At 53.6% G+C, this 14,974-nt stretch carries 10 protein-coding genes; 5 read left to right on the forward strand and 5 right to left on the reverse strand.

Annotated features, from left to right (window positions below):
• Positions 1-86: 86 nt before the first annotated feature.
• Positions 87-1,667, reverse strand: a complete 1,581-nt coding sequence (locus tag ACTU46_RS14235; protein WP_443383048.1) for a VanW family protein — start codon at positions 1,665-1,667, stop codon at positions 87-89.
• A gap of 185 nt (positions 1,668-1,852) precedes the next feature.
• Positions 1,853-3,034, reverse strand: coding sequence for a glycoside hydrolase family 3 N-terminal domain-containing protein (locus tag ACTU46_RS14240; RefSeq protein ID WP_443382931.1), 1,182 nt, complete (start codon positions 3,032-3,034; stop codon positions 1,853-1,855).
• Between the two features lie 105 nt (positions 3,035-3,139).
• Here ACTU46_RS14240 and ACTU46_RS14245 point away from each other — a divergent pair, with 105 nt between their 5' ends.
• The 5 genes from ACTU46_RS14245 (at position 3,140) to ACTU46_RS14265 (ending at position 10,454) form a co-directional block, all read left to right on the forward strand.
• Entirely contained in the window at positions 3,140-3,604 is a 465-nt protein-coding gene (locus ACTU46_RS14245; RefSeq protein ID WP_443383051.1) for a universal stress protein, read from the forward strand.
• An 18-nt stretch (positions 3,605-3,622) separates the two neighbouring features.
• The gene (locus ACTU46_RS14250) at positions 3,623-3,820 is read left to right on the forward strand and encodes a DUF2613 domain-containing protein (RefSeq protein ID WP_443382933.1); all 198 of its coding nucleotides are present in this window, start codon (positions 3,623-3,625) and stop codon (positions 3,818-3,820) included.
• 13 nt (positions 3,821-3,833) lie between these two features.
• Positions 3,834-7,073, forward strand: a complete 3,240-nt coding sequence (locus tag ACTU46_RS14255) for a DUF3367 domain-containing protein (RefSeq protein ID WP_443382936.1) — start codon at positions 3,834-3,836, stop codon at positions 7,071-7,073.
• A 347-nt stretch (positions 7,074-7,420) separates the two neighbouring features.
• A complete protein-coding gene (locus ACTU46_RS14260) occupies positions 7,421-8,296 on the forward strand; it encodes a hypothetical protein (RefSeq protein ID WP_443382939.1) in 876 nt (291 codons plus the stop codon).
• 358 nt (positions 8,297-8,654) lie between these two features.
• Positions 8,655-10,454, forward strand: a complete 1,800-nt coding sequence (locus tag ACTU46_RS14265; protein ID WP_443382942.1) for a heparinase II/III domain-containing protein — start codon at positions 8,655-8,657, stop codon at positions 10,452-10,454.
• 20 nt (positions 10,455-10,474) lie between these two features.
• Here ACTU46_RS14265 and ACTU46_RS14270 read toward each other — a convergent pair whose 3' ends face one another.
• The 3 genes from ACTU46_RS14270 to ACTU46_RS14280 form a co-directional block, all read right to left on the reverse strand.
• On the reverse strand, positions 10,475-11,299 hold the full coding sequence (locus ACTU46_RS14270) for an SGNH/GDSL hydrolase family protein (protein WP_443382945.1): 825 nt from the start codon (positions 11,297-11,299) through the stop codon (positions 10,475-10,477).
• A gap of 255 nt (positions 11,300-11,554) precedes the next feature.
• A complete protein-coding gene (locus ACTU46_RS14275; RefSeq protein WP_443382948.1) occupies positions 11,555-13,723 on the reverse strand; it encodes a hypothetical protein in 2,169 nt (722 codons plus the stop codon).
• Positions 13,723-14,664 carry a hypothetical protein gene (locus tag ACTU46_RS14280; RefSeq protein WP_443382950.1) on the reverse strand — a complete coding sequence of 314 codons (942 nt, stop codon included), beginning with the start codon at positions 14,662-14,664 and terminating at the stop codon, positions 13,723-13,725. Before ACTU46_RS14280 ends, ACTU46_RS14275 begins: the two co-directional genes overlap by 1 nt.
• Positions 14,665-14,974: the final 310 nt, after the last annotated feature.

Genomic DNA, 14,974 nt, shown 5'->3' on the forward strand with positions numbered 1-14,974 from the left:
CCGTTTGGCTATAGTTTTTGATGGCTTGTAGCCCTAAAACGTTGATGGCCGGCCCCAGAAAGGGGCCGACCATCACATTCATCTATTTAGGAGCAGCGCACAATCGGCTGCGGATCATAGACAGTGGTTTGAGTTTCGCGGGAGATCTCATTGCCACTCAGGTCCCGGATGATGCGGGTATCCGAGGTGGTGAAGCCCGGGGCTCCGCCGGAGGGCGAGCATTCATCGGCGGGAACGCTGGTGGTGTGTGGGGAGGTCTGTGCCCAGCGGCCGCCATTGACGGATTCAACCTCAACGTTCTTCACACCCACAATGCTCACGGTGACTTCACCGCCGCCCATGCCGGCGTCAATGCGGATCGGCTGGTCCGTGTTATTGCGGAACTGTAGATCGATGGCACCATCGTAGATCGTGGCTTCGCGGCCGGCGGGGTACCGGGAGATGTAGTAACTGTGCGGGGTATGGGTCACATCCTCCAAACCAGCGAAGTAGGCGGCGTTGTAGAGGGTGGTGGCGAACTGGCTGATGCCACCGCCGACGGCGGTGCCGGAGCGGCCATTGATAATGATTCCGCCTTCAACGAAGCCCTGGGCGGCACCACGGGGACCGGTGTACCCATTGAGGGAGAAGATCTCACCCGGCGCGACGATGGCACCGTTGACCATCTGCGCGGTCAGGGAGATATTGGTGCCGGAGGAGTCGGAGTAGCCGCCGGTGGAGAAGGAACCCATCGTCTCATTGAAGGTGGCGGCCTCGGCCTGTTCGGTGGTGAAGGAGGCTGGATCATCGATGTAGGCGACCTCGAATTCCTTCTCTCCCTCGCCGGTCACTCGGTTGGGGAAGTCTGCCAGGGTCTCCTCCCAGTTGATCTCCACGCCGTCGATATGCGGGGTGACGGCCTTGCTGCCGCTGGCGAAGGAGATCTGGGCCTCTTGGCGCTCAGCTTCGGTCTGGCCGAGGTTCTCGGCGAGGATGCCCTGGGCGGCCTCCATGTTGACGTCGGTGCGGAAAGCGCCGTCCTCGAAGTGGAAGGTGACCACTTCAGCCATCCGCTCCAGCGGGATGGTCCCGTCGATCTCATCGCGGCCATGGGCCACGATGGGTGCGGCCATCGCCTTGGCGGCAGGTCCCTCGGCGACCTCGTTGACGGGATCGTCGAGAATCGCCGGCTCCGTGATCTCGGCATCGATCTCGATGCCTGCTGGGTCGAGCCAGCGGCCGGTGACCTGCTCATCGAGCTCGGCACGGTCGATGGTCTGGCCGTTGATGGCCGGGGTGGTTTCCACTCCACCGTTGGCGATGGAGATGGTGGCATCGGCGGGTTCGCGGGTCAGCTCATCGTGGACGCGGTCCAGGGTGGGCTGGAGGACGGTGTTGTCGAGGTCGCTGACCACGTCGACCTCGAAATCGCGGAAGAGGCCCAGCAGCCGGGTGACCGGGTTCAGGGATTGCTCGCCGGCGGCCGCCACGGTTTCCGCCCAGTTGACGCTCAGGCCGGACTCCGTGGGGAGCAGCTCAGCACTCAGTTCCCCGGCGCGGATCTGGACCGGCTCAACGGTGGCTGCGCCGAGTTCCGACTCCAGGAGGGCCTGCGCCTCGGAGGTCGTCATGCCGCCGATGGCTACGCCTCCGACGGTGGCCCCGCGGGGCACCTTGTCCTTGTTCATGAAGTAGTCGGTGCCATAGGCGATCGCTGCTAGTGCGATGAGGCCGATGAGCACACCGAGGATGATTCGTGCTCCACGACCGTTGCTTTTCCCATGATTTGGCTGACTCACGTTAATAGCGTATCGCCAGGGGGGCCATTCTCATACTTAATAGAGGTGTCTCACCATTGAACGTTAATGAAAAGTTATGTCACAAACTGGGCTTGGACGCGTGCTGCGGCCTCGTGGATTCGTTCTTCGGGGATCGCTCCGGACGCAATTCCGGCCATCACCGCGTTGATTGCATCGTCCAGCGGAAGGTCACTGGACCAGAGTGCTTGATCAGCGCCGGCGGCAATAGCTGCGGCCGCGGCCTCTGAGGTGCTCATCAGATCCGTGATGGCGGCCATGCCGGAGAGATCATCGGTGTAGGCGATGCCTCCGAAGGGCACACCTTGTGGGTAGTCACCGCTGCGCAGCAGCTGGTACACCGCCGGATCGAGGCTGCTGGGCAGAGTTTCATTGCCTAGGCCCGGAACGACCATGTGTCCGACCATCGCATCACCCGGCGCGGTGGCGAAAACCTGTCCGAAGGGTGGGAGATCCTGTTCCCGCACCGTTTCGATCGGCGGGGTGACCGCGAAGCCGGTGTGGGTGTCTCCGGAGGCCTGGCCGTGTCCCGGGAAGTGCTTGAACACTGCCCGCACGCCGGTGTCAGCCATACCGGTGGCGAAGGCGGCCGCATATTCCGCAGCCACTACCGGATCCGGTGAGAAGGAACGATCCCCCACCACGTCGAGTTCAGCGATGTCCAGGTCCACCACTGGGGCGAAGTTCACGGTGATGCCGTGGTCCGCCAGGCTCTGTCCCATCTCCTGTGCCAGGGCGCGAACTTCCTCCGGACTTCTGGTGGCCGCCATCTCCCGGGGAGCCGGCCAGCTTCCGAGGACCTCAGCATGGCGCTGGACCCGGCCACCCTCGAAATCGATGGAGACCTGGAAATCTCGGCCCACCGCCTCCCGTAGAGCGGCAATGTCACGGCCGGGTTCAGTGAGAATAGCCGGATCCGCCCAGCTGGTGATGAAGATGCCACCGGCGCCCTGCTGCAGTTTGGCCAAGGCATCTTCATAGCTGGTCACGCCGACCATCATCAGGGAGGCAACCTGGGCCCGCAGTTCCGCCTGCGCCGGGGTATCACTAAAGGTGGGCGTGGCAGTACTGGATTCCGTGGTCGCCGGGTTTCCGGTGGGCTTCTCCGAGATCGGGCTACTGGAGGTGGTCTCAGATTCATCGGGGCCGGTGGTCTCCGGAGTACAGGCAACCAACAACCCACCGCACAATGCTGCAGCAGTGAGAAGGGCCACCTTCACCGAGAAATTCTTTTCCATGGTGGCCAGTCTGCCTTATTCCCACGCGGCGATCTGCAAAGCGGGCATAAGCTGGAGATACACCTACATCTAGGAGTTAACGTGAGTGATTCAACGCCGACCACCATGCTCATCGCCTATGACGGCTCCCCCGAGTCCCGACGTGCCCTGGAATATGCCGCTAACCTGCTGCGTCCGCGACACGTGGAGATTCTCACCGCTTGGGAACCGATGTACCGGCAAGCCTCCCGTGCGGTGAGCATGTCGGGGCTTCGACAAGCTGATTTCAGTGCCGTGGAGGAAGCCGATGATCCGGCCTACGCCCAGGCCCGCGCTACTTGCCGGGAGGGCGTGGCCCTGGCAGAGTCCCTCGGGCTGGAGGCCCGGGCCCATATGGTGGAGTCCGCCACCGCCATCTGGTCCGCCATCGTGGACGCCGCCAAAGAGCTGCGCCCCGATGTCATCGTCACCGGCACCCGCGCGATCAGCGGGCTGAAGTCACTCTGGCAGTCCTCGACCGCAGATAATGTCATTCACAATGCCGGGATCCCGGTGTTTGTGGTTCCGCCACTCGAAGATGACACGAAATAGCTGTAACCTGTCAACTCTATGGCTTATACATCTGACTCACTCAACCGTCGTACCCTCGGCCCGGCCATCGCCAGCGTCGTAGTCGGGGTCGCAACCGGCATCGTCACCGTACTGGGTATCGCAGCCTTCTCTGATCAGGACACCGTCCCCCAAGGCAACGCCGTGACTGCGGAAGACGCGATGCTCGGCGGTCCGGAGTATGGCACCCGCGGCTAGCACCAGGTTCCACGTGAAACGCGGGACGTTCCCCAGCCATCCAGGTTTTCTCCACCTGGGTGGCTGGTTGCTGCTTGCGGTACTGATATTCACCCAGCCCTGGGGGCTGACTGCCGCCGACACCAAGCATGATCTGGCTGCCAACCCGGCCGGATTCTTGGCCGGCGCGTTGCATGCCTGGACTGACATTTTCACCCTCGGGCAACTGCAGAATCAGGCCTATGGCTACCTTTTTCCCCAGGGCCTGTTTTTCCTGCTCACTGACTTTCTCCCCGATTGGGTGGCGCAGCGACTCTGGTGGTTGATTGTTGTCGGGGTCGGTTACTCCGGGTTCCTGCTGCTGGTGTCCCGTTTGCAGGTGGGATCAGGGGTTTTCCGGGTCCTTGCGGCGCTGTTGTTTGCACTCTCGCCGCGTACTTTGACCACCCTCACTGCCATCTCCTCGGAGACCTGGCCCGTGATGCTCGCCCCCTGGGTGCTACTGCCGCTGCTTGGACCCTTGGGACTTCGCGCCGTTGCTTTGGCGATTCTTCCGGTGGCAGCGATGGGAGCCGTCAACGCCACCGCCACCCTGGCGGCCTGTGTCCCGGCCGGATTACTCCTGTTCTGGCGAATCCTGCACCGGGCCCACTGGGGTTGGCGCGCTCTAGGGGTTTGGCTGCTGGGCTGCCTGGCGGTGAGTCTCTGGTGGATCGGCCCCTTGCTGGTGCTGGGGCGGTACTCCGCCCCCTTCACTGATCACATCGAATCTTCCTATGTGACCACCCGTTGGCTCAATCCTCTGGAAATCCTCCGCGGGACCACCAGCTGGTCCCCCTTCGTGGATACCGAACGCGAAGCCGGAAACCTCCTGGTCAGCGAGCCTGTTTTTGTATTGGCCACCGTGGTGGTTGCCGCTCTGGGCCTGGCGGGACTTGCCCTGCTCGTGCAGCGACGGGCCCCCTTTGCCGCACTCTGGGTGGCGATGCTCCTCAGCGGACTGGTGATTCTGGGACTGGCACACGGACCTATTGGGGCTTCCTGGCTCGCATTCCTGGACGGAGCTGGCGCACCACTGCGCAACCTGCACAAATTCGATCCACTGGTGCGACTGCCCTTGATGGTGGGAGTAGCGGCGCTAGGAGCAGCGCTGCAGTTGCCCTCGTCTTGGTCGGCAGTGCGTTCGCGGGCCTTTCCTCCGCGGCGCTTCGCGGTAGCGGGACTGATTGCTCTGGTTGCCCTGGCAGCGACCTCGCCGGCGTGGACTGGGCGGCTACTCCCCCGCGGTGCCTACGAGGAAGTGCCTTCCTATTGGCATGAGGCAGCCGAATTCCTGAACGAGAACGCCGCCGGCACTCGCACCCTGATCTATCCGGAGACCTCCTTCGCCCGCCAAACCTGGGGCTGGACCCGCGATGAGCCAGCCCAACCGCTGCTCGAGGTGCCTTGGGCGGTGCGCGATGCGGTGCCGCTGATTGATCCTGAGGCAATCCGTGGCCTCGATGGTGTGATGGCGGTACTTGAGGAGGATCCCGCTTCCGGAGCTGCCGCGCTGCGCCGGCTGGGCATCGGTGCGGTGCTCGTCCGACATGACCTGGAGGCTGCGCCAGCTTCGGCGGCCGCAGCTGCCGAGGAACTTCCCGGTGAACGCCACACCTTCGGCGAGGTGGAGGTGATCATGCTGGATCCCACTGCAGATATGGCCATTACCTCAGCAGATCCAGTGCGGGTAGCTGGCGGTGGTGAATCACTGGCCCTGCTGGACTCGATCTTTGGACCCGGGCCACGGGAGCTTGTTTCCGGGGATGCGGAGATTGTTACTGACACCCCGATGCTCACGGTGCGTAACTACGGTGCCCTTGAGGGTGCGGTCTCTGCCCCGCTGGCTTCCCTGGCAGAAGGTTCCGATGTGCGCAATGCAGTGAAGGACTACCCCTCGGCAGGACCTTTAACTTATGTAGAGGAGATCGGTGGCCAAGTGGTGGCCTCATCCTCAGCGGCCGATGCGACCAGCTTCGGTGGCGCTGATCCGGCACGTTCCGTGACCGCCGCGGTGGATCGACAGGAAGATACCGCCTGGTTTCCCACCCCGGGAGCCTCCGAGGGCCAGTGGCTGGAGTTACGCGGAGAGTTCCCGGATCCCATTATTGAGATCACCACCACGGAAGACACGGCGCTAGTGATCAGCTCCGGTGAGGCTTCTACAGAAGTAGACACTGCAGCTGGGCAATCAACAAAAGTGATCGTGCCAGGCGGTGCGACTAAAGCAATACGAGCGACGTTAACTGGACAGACCGGAATAGTCGAGATCGGGGTGCAAGAGCATGACATCACCCGCATAGTCAGTGTGCCGGATACGTCGCCGCATGTGCGGCAATTTCTCTTCCAACGGCTCTTTATAGACACTGGGGTGATCATCCGAGAATTCATCGCACCGCGGGATATGACGGTGGAGCTGGAGACTTCAGGAGGAGAATCCGTCCTGATTGACGATGTCACTCACTTCTCAGGGGAGACGGTGGACCTAAAAGAAGGTCAACACGAACTACGCACATTTGGCAAATGGGTGAGCATGAAGGAACCCAATTTTGATCCTTCTGTCCCGTTTTCCAGCTTCAGAGAAGAGGCTACTGTAGTTGACAATGAGCGATTGCTGCTAACTGGACGTTCGGCGAACTCTGGACTTACAGCCTCGATTAATGGAGTTGACCTAGACTCGCGAATAGTGGACGCCGGTGCGCAAGCTTTCGTGATTCCGCCTGGGTTAGGTGGCCAAGTAGAGTTTGGCTTCGCTGGAGACAGAATCTACCGGACGAGCTTATTGATTGGCAGTTTGGTTGGTGTGCTCACGCTGCTCATCATGACGGCAGTAATTTTACTGGAACGACACCGCCAGATCGAATCAGATTTGCCAGATTCAATGGTGCAGCCCTTTTGCAGATTGGCCCACATTATTGGCATTTTTGCAGGCATATCGTCGATGTTACTGATTATCGGTTGGATAGCTCTACCTATAGCCATAGCGGCTTGGGCAGTTCGACACTTCACAGTATTCCCAAGTTGGATACTAGCCAGCGGACCAGTCCTGATAGCAGGCGCGTGGCTAACACGTGCGCCATGGCCAACTGTTGGATATGCAGGAAATCAAGAGATTGTGACATGGGTTTGCATGTTAAGCATAGCGAGCCTCTTGTTTCAGGAGAAGAGATCCTTCGTAGGATCCCACCCTCCATCAACCCCGAGAAAGCTAAATCTCTCAGACCTAGCCAAGTGAGAATTCCCTAATGGGTACTTGAACTACTGAATTCATATGCGCCCCTCACTCCCCTCGGCTAATTCGCGCTCAGGCCCAACTCGATTCCTAGGAAATATCTCAAAAAGTCTATTTACTCTGCATCAAAGAAACGGATCTGGCAATCACCCGCCGATTCGATGAAAGGCACCGACAACAGACACTATGCTCCGCCCCCTGATACCATTATTCCCACAATGGGCGAAGATCATGCTCCCTGCGACCAAGAAAGTTCTAACTAAACAATCTCAATTCGCAATATTTCCAGTACACGGATAAACGCACTCACCCATGAACAGGGACAAAATCAGTTGATCAGAAAACGCATCATGAAAAAATGGTCTACCTTCGAACATTTTTCATACTCGGATAAAGAGCAGTATTTAGGTACTACACCCAAAACCGGGGTCCACACCGTGTTTATTAACGGAACACCTCTTGACCTCTTGATTGAAGACCGAGGGGCGACGACGACCCTCGTAATGTTTCACGCTGCACTCTCAAACTCGGCCATAAGAATTCCTGCATTCAAAGGACTTGGCGTGGCAAAAGATTCGAACGTGAACCTCATCTCGGTCGCGGATCCAACCATTGCCCTCGGAGATATCGACCTCGCATGGTTTCTGGGAAATTCGACCACGGGGTACTTGCCCCCCATTTTTGCAGAACTTATCTCTCACGCCCTCGAAAGCCTCCAAACGAAGCTAACAATTCTATTCGGCACTTCAGGTGGAGGTTATGCCGCAGTTAACTTTGGTGAATACTTTCCCGACTGCATAGTACTTGCCGCTGTCCCTAGATTAGACCTGACAGCGAAGCCAGATGCGAAACTGTCAACTTATTTATCCGTCGCACATAAAGCATCCAATATCGATGATTTACAGTCTGTTCAATCTGATTTTATCAGGAAACCTCTTTGGGAAAAATACAAACAGAACGGCCTCAACTTCGACCTATGTCTCTTTCAAAACCTAGGAGATACAACCTTCCTCCAGTACCAAGTAATACCCTTTATCGATCAATTGAGCACCGATCCTAGGTTGCATACAAGAGTTGAATGGTACGGCCGAAGCCATATCATCATTCCAGGAAAACCATATCGCGAAATAATTCGGACACTTGCATGCAATCAAGACCGAAAAGCATCAATAGTTGAGGCTGGCTTTTCTTCCGTGATTCAAGACATGTCAATACTCCCAGAATAGAAATTCCCATCGAAGGTTAAGAATGATTCTGAAGACATTGGCCGGCTCCAGCAGAATCCAAGACACACCACCTGGGCCATATAGACAACTGATTGCAATCCCTTCACCAAATCTTCGGGGCCCTCAGGCAATCCCATGCACCGTTTATCTCAACAATTTTTCTACTTCTACAGAAAGTCAGAGAACCTTTAAATCTTCCAATATTTTTCCATAAAGCTCCCATGACTGAAACCTCATCTTTATAAAATTGGATGGTAAAATCCATAGAAGACCTACTCCACAAATAGAGAACGCTCATTTTGCGCGACTTTGCAGTGTAAAAATTTATCTATCTCAAACATTAGACCAAAGGAGAACGATGGAGAATAACGAATCTATGCTATACGCCGGCCCCCCTCAGCGATGGGCGGTCAATTTTAGTAATGGTCTCGAGTATGTCAATACCATCGACGGATTACTGGCAGGACGGCTACGAGTTTTTTCGTATCCTCTCATCAATTTCAAAACTGATCCGTTCGTTTGGGAGGACTTTGAGAAGGAGAGCACAAATGAAACAACGAAGTTTTACCTCCACTCTCTCAAATGGATAGATCAGCTTATCCAAGATGCGATCGATAAAACCGAAACGAGTTCCGAATCAGGAGCGCTAGCTCTTACCTTCGCAAAAGAATGGTGGGAGAATAATATACTCCACCAAAAGAAATGGGCAGAAGACGAATACATTTGGGGCGGACATGGTTTTGCCCTGCGCGCCACAACACTAGTGGGACTCAGCGAGCTCTACCCCTCCGAAACTTGGCTTCGCGAGGCAGTCGGGGCACATCTCAGGAAGTTGGTCACTGATTTTGATGGTTATTGGAATCACGGTTTAGCGCAGGCATTAGCATTGATTTGCACCGCTTCTCGACTTGGAGACGAAGAGAACCTCCGATTAGGAGCACAGCGGACAACGGCGTGCCTGGATGAGATGGTTGATGAACATGGCTGCATCAATGAACAAGCGCCCGAGTACGCACGTTATATTGAGCGGTTGATTCGCGTATCAATTCGAGTATTTCGGCATAATAACATTGGAAATCCCGAAGCGCTTCAAGACAAAAAAGAAAAGATCCGAGAGTTTATCGGTCACTCGACGACACCTGGCGGCACTTTCGTCGAGCTAGGCGATTCAGTCCCTCGCAGACCAACCTTCATGAACGAGAGCCCGGCAGAATACGTTCTATCTAATGGGGCTCGTGGCGTTCCAATTCCCAACACAAAGGTTTACGATCAAGGGTTTGTCTTTGGCCGTTCAGGGTTCGGAAGTCTCCGTCACCCTTCTGAAGAGACCTACTACACGCTTCGTTTTGGCCCGCAGAGAATTATTCATGGTCACAATGATCATTTGAGCCTTACATATTGGGCAGAAGGCCGGAATGTGATTGTTGATCCCGGACATGTCGGGTACTCGCCGGGGCCAGATAGAACCTACGTAAGAAGCCACGCTGCTCACAACGTTGTAGTCGCTCGCGATCGTAAGCACGACTGGTCCGCTCATACGAGTCTTACTGCTCAAGGTTCTGGCGAAAACTGGCAATCGTTCGTATTAACGGATGAGGCGTACAAGGATTTGCCACGCACGAGAGCCACTTGTTTCTCCGATTGTGGTCCATTTGTGGTCTACGATGCTGTGGATGGTTTAGAATCCGCACCATACCTCACTCAGCGTTGGAATGTTGCACCTGAGTTTCAGTTTAAAGGTTCAAACGCTGAGGCAGTCTGGTTTGAATCTGTTGTTGACGGGCTGAAATTTTACATTCTGCGTTACAGGATAGTTGGCGACGATCTACACCAATCCACTTCAGTTGACTTGAGTTTTGGTGACCGAGAAAAAATGCTTGGTCTAGTTGCAAGAAATGATGACCTTGTTCCTGCATGGAATGTTGGCTTCGGAGCCACTACCAATGAATATCGAGTGATAACTGCCGGCTTCGTTGTTCCCGCGGATTCTTCTGTAGGTTGGTCATTTCGCGAATCCTCACCGGGAATCGCAGTCCTACGAATTCATATTGGTCCAAAGTCTTGGGCTTTCGATTGCAATATTTCGGACGTCAAGATTTCCGGGAGATCAATCCCTACACCAGTACGCTACGGAGGAGAGGGGATTAAGCACGGCTAGCTGAATCGACTTGGATCGGTCTAGTAGTGAAGTTCTTCTTTAATAAAAGCAAGGACTCGTTGAGCAATAATGTCTTGACCAGCAGAATTTAAATGCAACTCATCATAAAAGTAGCCTGCTGGATTGTCCAAATAAGAAGATAAATCAAGGAACGGATAATCAGCGTCCTGCCCGATTTGTCTGATCACCGATTCGTATTCCTTTTTAAGAGCAAGGGCCCGCCCATACCGGCGCCGATTCCGTGAATACGTGATGCGAAGCCATGAATCTGTATTAAAATCCCCCTCACGACGTGGTGTCAATGCCAAAGAAAAATTGATTCCTATTCCATCAAGGAAAACTTTAACCGCGTTCAATAGCGCTTCAGCATCACTCAGACGTCCTTCCCAGCTTGACTCAACGTTCAGGGGAAGAATTGGGGCATAGGTCTTACTGTCGTTCCAATACCCACCGGGGTACCCGTAGGCTAATGCGTCTGAAAATGGAGAAAACAGCAAAACATGATCCCCCGGCTTGGCCAAAGTTGGCAGCTTTCCAAAGATCATCAGACAGGCTTGAAGCATTGTCGTGCCCGAATAGCCAGCATTATAAACGTTCAAATTTGCACATCGGTCTATCTGAGCTGCAAATCGCTTCTCCTCAATGGAATAGGACGACTCAACAAATGAATCTCCAATAACGTACAGTGATGGCATTCTAGGGTCATGGACGCCGCCACCACATATGAACCCGTGTTGATCAGTCGCCAGACGGTAGTCAATATCATCAAGTGAACCGTCTGTACGTTCCAGATATTGTTTAGAAGGACGAAGGAAATCAACACGCTGTCCACGTTGTTCTTTCAATCTGATTGTTCTTTTGGCGTCCAATGCTTACTTTCTCTCATATTTACCGTCACAACTGATTGCGTATAACAATTCGAACGGCAGACAGGACCAGATGATCAATGCCCCTAGATCAGAAAAGTTCTAGGATAACATTAATTATCGACCAACCATAAGAATAGAGTGGACTATCGGACACGGGTCTAATACATTCCACTCGACGCCCTCTTCAGTAAGAGGTATGGATTTTAGAAGCGCAGCATGTACTGCAGGGCCCTACGAGATCTCAAGAGCTTTTTGCCACTTTACAAAAGTCGTGTCAATATCCCACTTTCCGACAAAATCTCGGGAATCTGTTCCTAATCGTAAAAACATTTCATGATCCCTCATTTCAAGAATTCTCTCTACCGCAAACTGCAAACTCGGGTACACATTGTTCTCACCAAAAATCTCTAATGATCCCTCACGAGACCAGACAACAGGAACACACCTAGAAGCCATGCCCTCCGCAGGAGCAAGGTGAAAACTTTCGGAGTCGCTAGGAGACAAAATGATTCCTATGTTACGCAACCAAGAAGCCATGTCAGCGCCAAATGGTTCAAAAACTACTCTTTCCTTGAGCACTGGATCTTCTGTTACTCGCGCAAAAAGTTCAAGATAAAGCTGCTTCTGCACTGGGTCTTTCCACTCATAAGGATACTCCCAGGGAGCTCGTCCCCGAATGAAAAGACTATATCGATCGTCTACCTCGAGAAGACTCTCAAGCAAGTTCACAGCGCGGTCAGGCCGTTTCAAAAACGGAACCATCCCCGCCATCCCAAGGTTGAACTGAGCACCAGCAAGCTTCGGACGATCAAAATCGACCAAATCGATTGAGTTGGGAATCACCATGGTTTCCAGGGCATCAATTGGAAGCTGCGACTCGGCTCTTTGCCGATAAAAATCCGAGACAAAGACCATGATGTCAACGTTCGTAAAGTCAATGTTCGGCAGCCACGCCCCACGCAATTCGAAACCATGCAGTCGAGAAACCAACTTCTTCTCGGTCGGCAGATTATTCGAGTACCAAGCCAGGGAAGGCCCTGCCCACTCGCAGAACACGACATCTGCCCACTGCGCAAGCCGCTGGCTTTCCGACTCGTCGTGTTGATGCAGAGACTCCCAGCGGTCAAGCTGTACATCATAATTGGGATGTTGATTTAGCTTATCCATAAGCTCACCCATAAACTTGAAATCATGCGCAGCTATTACAACTCGCGTGGAGTTGCGGTCTTGTACTTCAGCACGTTTGCATGGCACTGCCCCCGCACGCTCAAAATAGGTTCTGAATCGTTGCTTCGCGGCGTCCATTGAATAAGTACGCGCTGCGTTACGGATGCGGGGACGTAATGCATCCATGAATGGCAAACCATCTGCAATTATTTTTGCTGCTTCCGCAGTGCTGCTGGTCCCACGAATGAAGAACGGGTACTCCTCTCCAAAGAAATCAATATTATCACCGTTGAGATTCACGACAGGAATTGTCCCAGCCGCAGAATATTCAAGTGCTTTTGTTGAGATCTCGAGACTCGCATCAAGGATCGGGTTCCGCCAACCAATACCGATATGGGCTTCTGAAAGAAGGCGAATTGATTCGCTACGTGAGACTCCACCAAACCATGTGATCCCACTTTCGGGATCTGCATGTGCGGCTTCAAGAGCAGCTTTCATCCTTTCAATCCAGTGTGGATCCGTCCGGTCCCGATTGAATTTATCACCAACTACATGAAGCTCCGCAGGAACTCCGATTTTTCTGAGTTCGGCAGGAAGCTCAAGCATCTCCAGGGTCTTCCAGTCTTTCGCAAACTTTCCTGAATAGACGAGCTTAAGCACGTCCCCTGGCTTACGCCCCCTCTCTACGCTGCCTTCATCAAAGGCTGAGGTCGGAATCATTGGCCGCATCAGCACTGCTTTTCCTGCTGCCTGCGGGGCTATTGCCTCAAGGTAGGATCGAGCTGCCTCAGTCTGCGCAAATAGTCGGCGGCTATGATGCGCAATCCGTCCAAGCCTTACTTTGTTCTTATCCGAAATCTTTTCGGGCGGAAATGGTAGGTCTGTAATGTATGCCCAAAGTTTTGGTCCAACGATTGAAGATCTACATAGCTCGTTACAAATATCCATTCCCCTCGCAACTACCGCAGTTGCATTGGTAGATTGGACCAGATCAGCAATTTCAAACTTCGCTTGTTCATGTGTTAAAGCAGTATCTGTAGAGGGATTATGGAGTTCAACGTTCCGAATTTTCTTCAGTCCGCCCACCAACCGGTCATTTTCTGGTCGCATCTTAAGTTGAAGGTGAACTTCATCAAATACTCCGGCTAACGTCTCGGTGATAGACATCAACCAAATAGATGATCCATCTACAACGTTGGGGCTAATATCTCCATAGATAACTACAGCACTCATCAGTTTTCATGCTCCGAACTATAAGTAAGTATTGCTTGCAATACCGGCAAATCGACATCATTTTCCCAGCGAACATTAGCTTTTCCATTTTCCACTAAAATGTCAGCATTCTTCCTCAAAGACCAAGTGAAATGGCGTGTTATCTCGCTGGCAACGACGATCACAACTACGCCGTCTTTCTTTGCTTTACGCAGTAAACTAGCAATAGAACGAAATTTACCACTACCCTGCGCATCCAACGTGCCTCTCCAGGTACCCGAGTCAAGATAGTTTTCCTGAATCACCAAATAGCTGGCTTGGCTAGGCAGAGAGAGCTGCGCACCGCCCAACCCAACTCGTTGAATACTTGCGATGGGCGCTAGGTGGTTTTGTAGTTCTTGATCTCCAATTATTGAGAGAATTCTCAAATTTTTCGAAGGAAACGCTCCGAAAATAAGGCCATACTTATATGAGCTCTCTTCGGCCATTTCCTGATGCGCTGCCATTCGTCCCGCCTGATGCGCAGCGGGTTTTCCCTTGATCTCAGTCGCCTCAATCATCCTTGGATCGAAGTAGTTGGTGGTCTCAGCTTGATCTGCGTGATGCATAAGATCCAAATGATCAGCAATGTTCGCTTCCAATTTTGCGACATCACGTTGAATCTGCTCTTCCAATCGATGCCCCGTACCGACACTTTCGCTGATGTTTCTTAAAGATTCCGGGATGGTGGTGGTGAACTTATGAACTTGTCTCTCAAGCTTTGCGATGCGCGCGCGACGCTCCCCTTCCATTCGCCTGCTCCACCGAACCTGTATCACCGCAAAAAATAGCAAAGCCAGAAGAGCAATGCTTAGCCCCGCAGAAGTCAACCACTCTGCTGAGGAAATCACTGAAATTAAAGCCCCCATACCAACGATAATGAGTAGTAGAATATTGAATCGCCCTGATTCAAGATGCTGCATTCTTCCCACAGATTGCAACCTTTCTTTCTGAGATGACCGGAGATGTTGAAGTATCGAAAACAATACTTCACTGAAATGTACGACTCAAAAGTATTTGAAGAATGGATGCACTAGAAGCTTTCAGCTCTATAATTTCATGATTACGGATCAAAATCACGACAGAACCTGAAATTCCCTCTGTGGGTGGAGTCAGTTCCTAGCCCCTACCCTCTTCAAGTAAGTCCTCAACGATTGCAGGATTTACGTCATTCTCGATATGGATATTAGGATTTAAGTTGGTTCAGGGTCTCGTTTACACTTTCGAAGATCT

The organism is Corynebacterium sp. A21 (assembly GCF_052266655.1).
Taxonomy (GTDB): Bacteria; Actinomycetota; Actinomycetes; order Mycobacteriales; family Mycobacteriaceae; genus Corynebacterium.

What these genes read in the sequence shown, in the direction of transcription:
- ACTU46_RS14250 (WP_443382933.1), top strand. Translation starts at nt 3,623, where the DNA reads ATGGCTTATACATCTGACTCACTCAACCGTCGTACCCTCGGCCCGGCC.
- ACTU46_RS14275 (WP_443382948.1), bottom strand. Translation starts at nt 13,723, where the DNA reads ATGAGTGCTGTAGTTATCTATGGAGATATTAGCCCCAACGTTGTAGAT.
- ACTU46_RS14280 (WP_443382950.1), bottom strand. Translation starts at nt 14,664, where the DNA reads ATGCAGCATCTTGAATCAGGGCGATTCAATATTCTACTACTCATTATC.
- ACTU46_RS14265 (WP_443382942.1), top strand. Translation starts at nt 8,655, where the DNA reads ATGGAGAATAACGAATCTATGCTATACGCCGGCCCCCCTCAGCGATGG.
- ACTU46_RS14245 (WP_443383051.1), top strand. Translation starts at nt 3,140, where the DNA reads ATGCTCATCGCCTATGACGGCTCCCCCGAGTCCCGACGTGCCCTGGAA.
- ACTU46_RS14235 (WP_443383048.1), bottom strand. Translation starts at nt 1,667, where the DNA reads ATGAACAAGGACAAGGTGCCCCGCGGGGCCACCGTCGGAGGCGTAGCC.
- ACTU46_RS14260 (WP_443382939.1), top strand. Translation starts at nt 7,421, where the DNA reads ATGAAAAAATGGTCTACCTTCGAACATTTTTCATACTCGGATAAAGAG.
- ACTU46_RS14240 (WP_443382931.1), bottom strand. Translation starts at nt 3,034, where the DNA reads ATGGAAAAGAATTTCTCGGTGAAGGTGGCCCTTCTCACTGCTGCAGCA.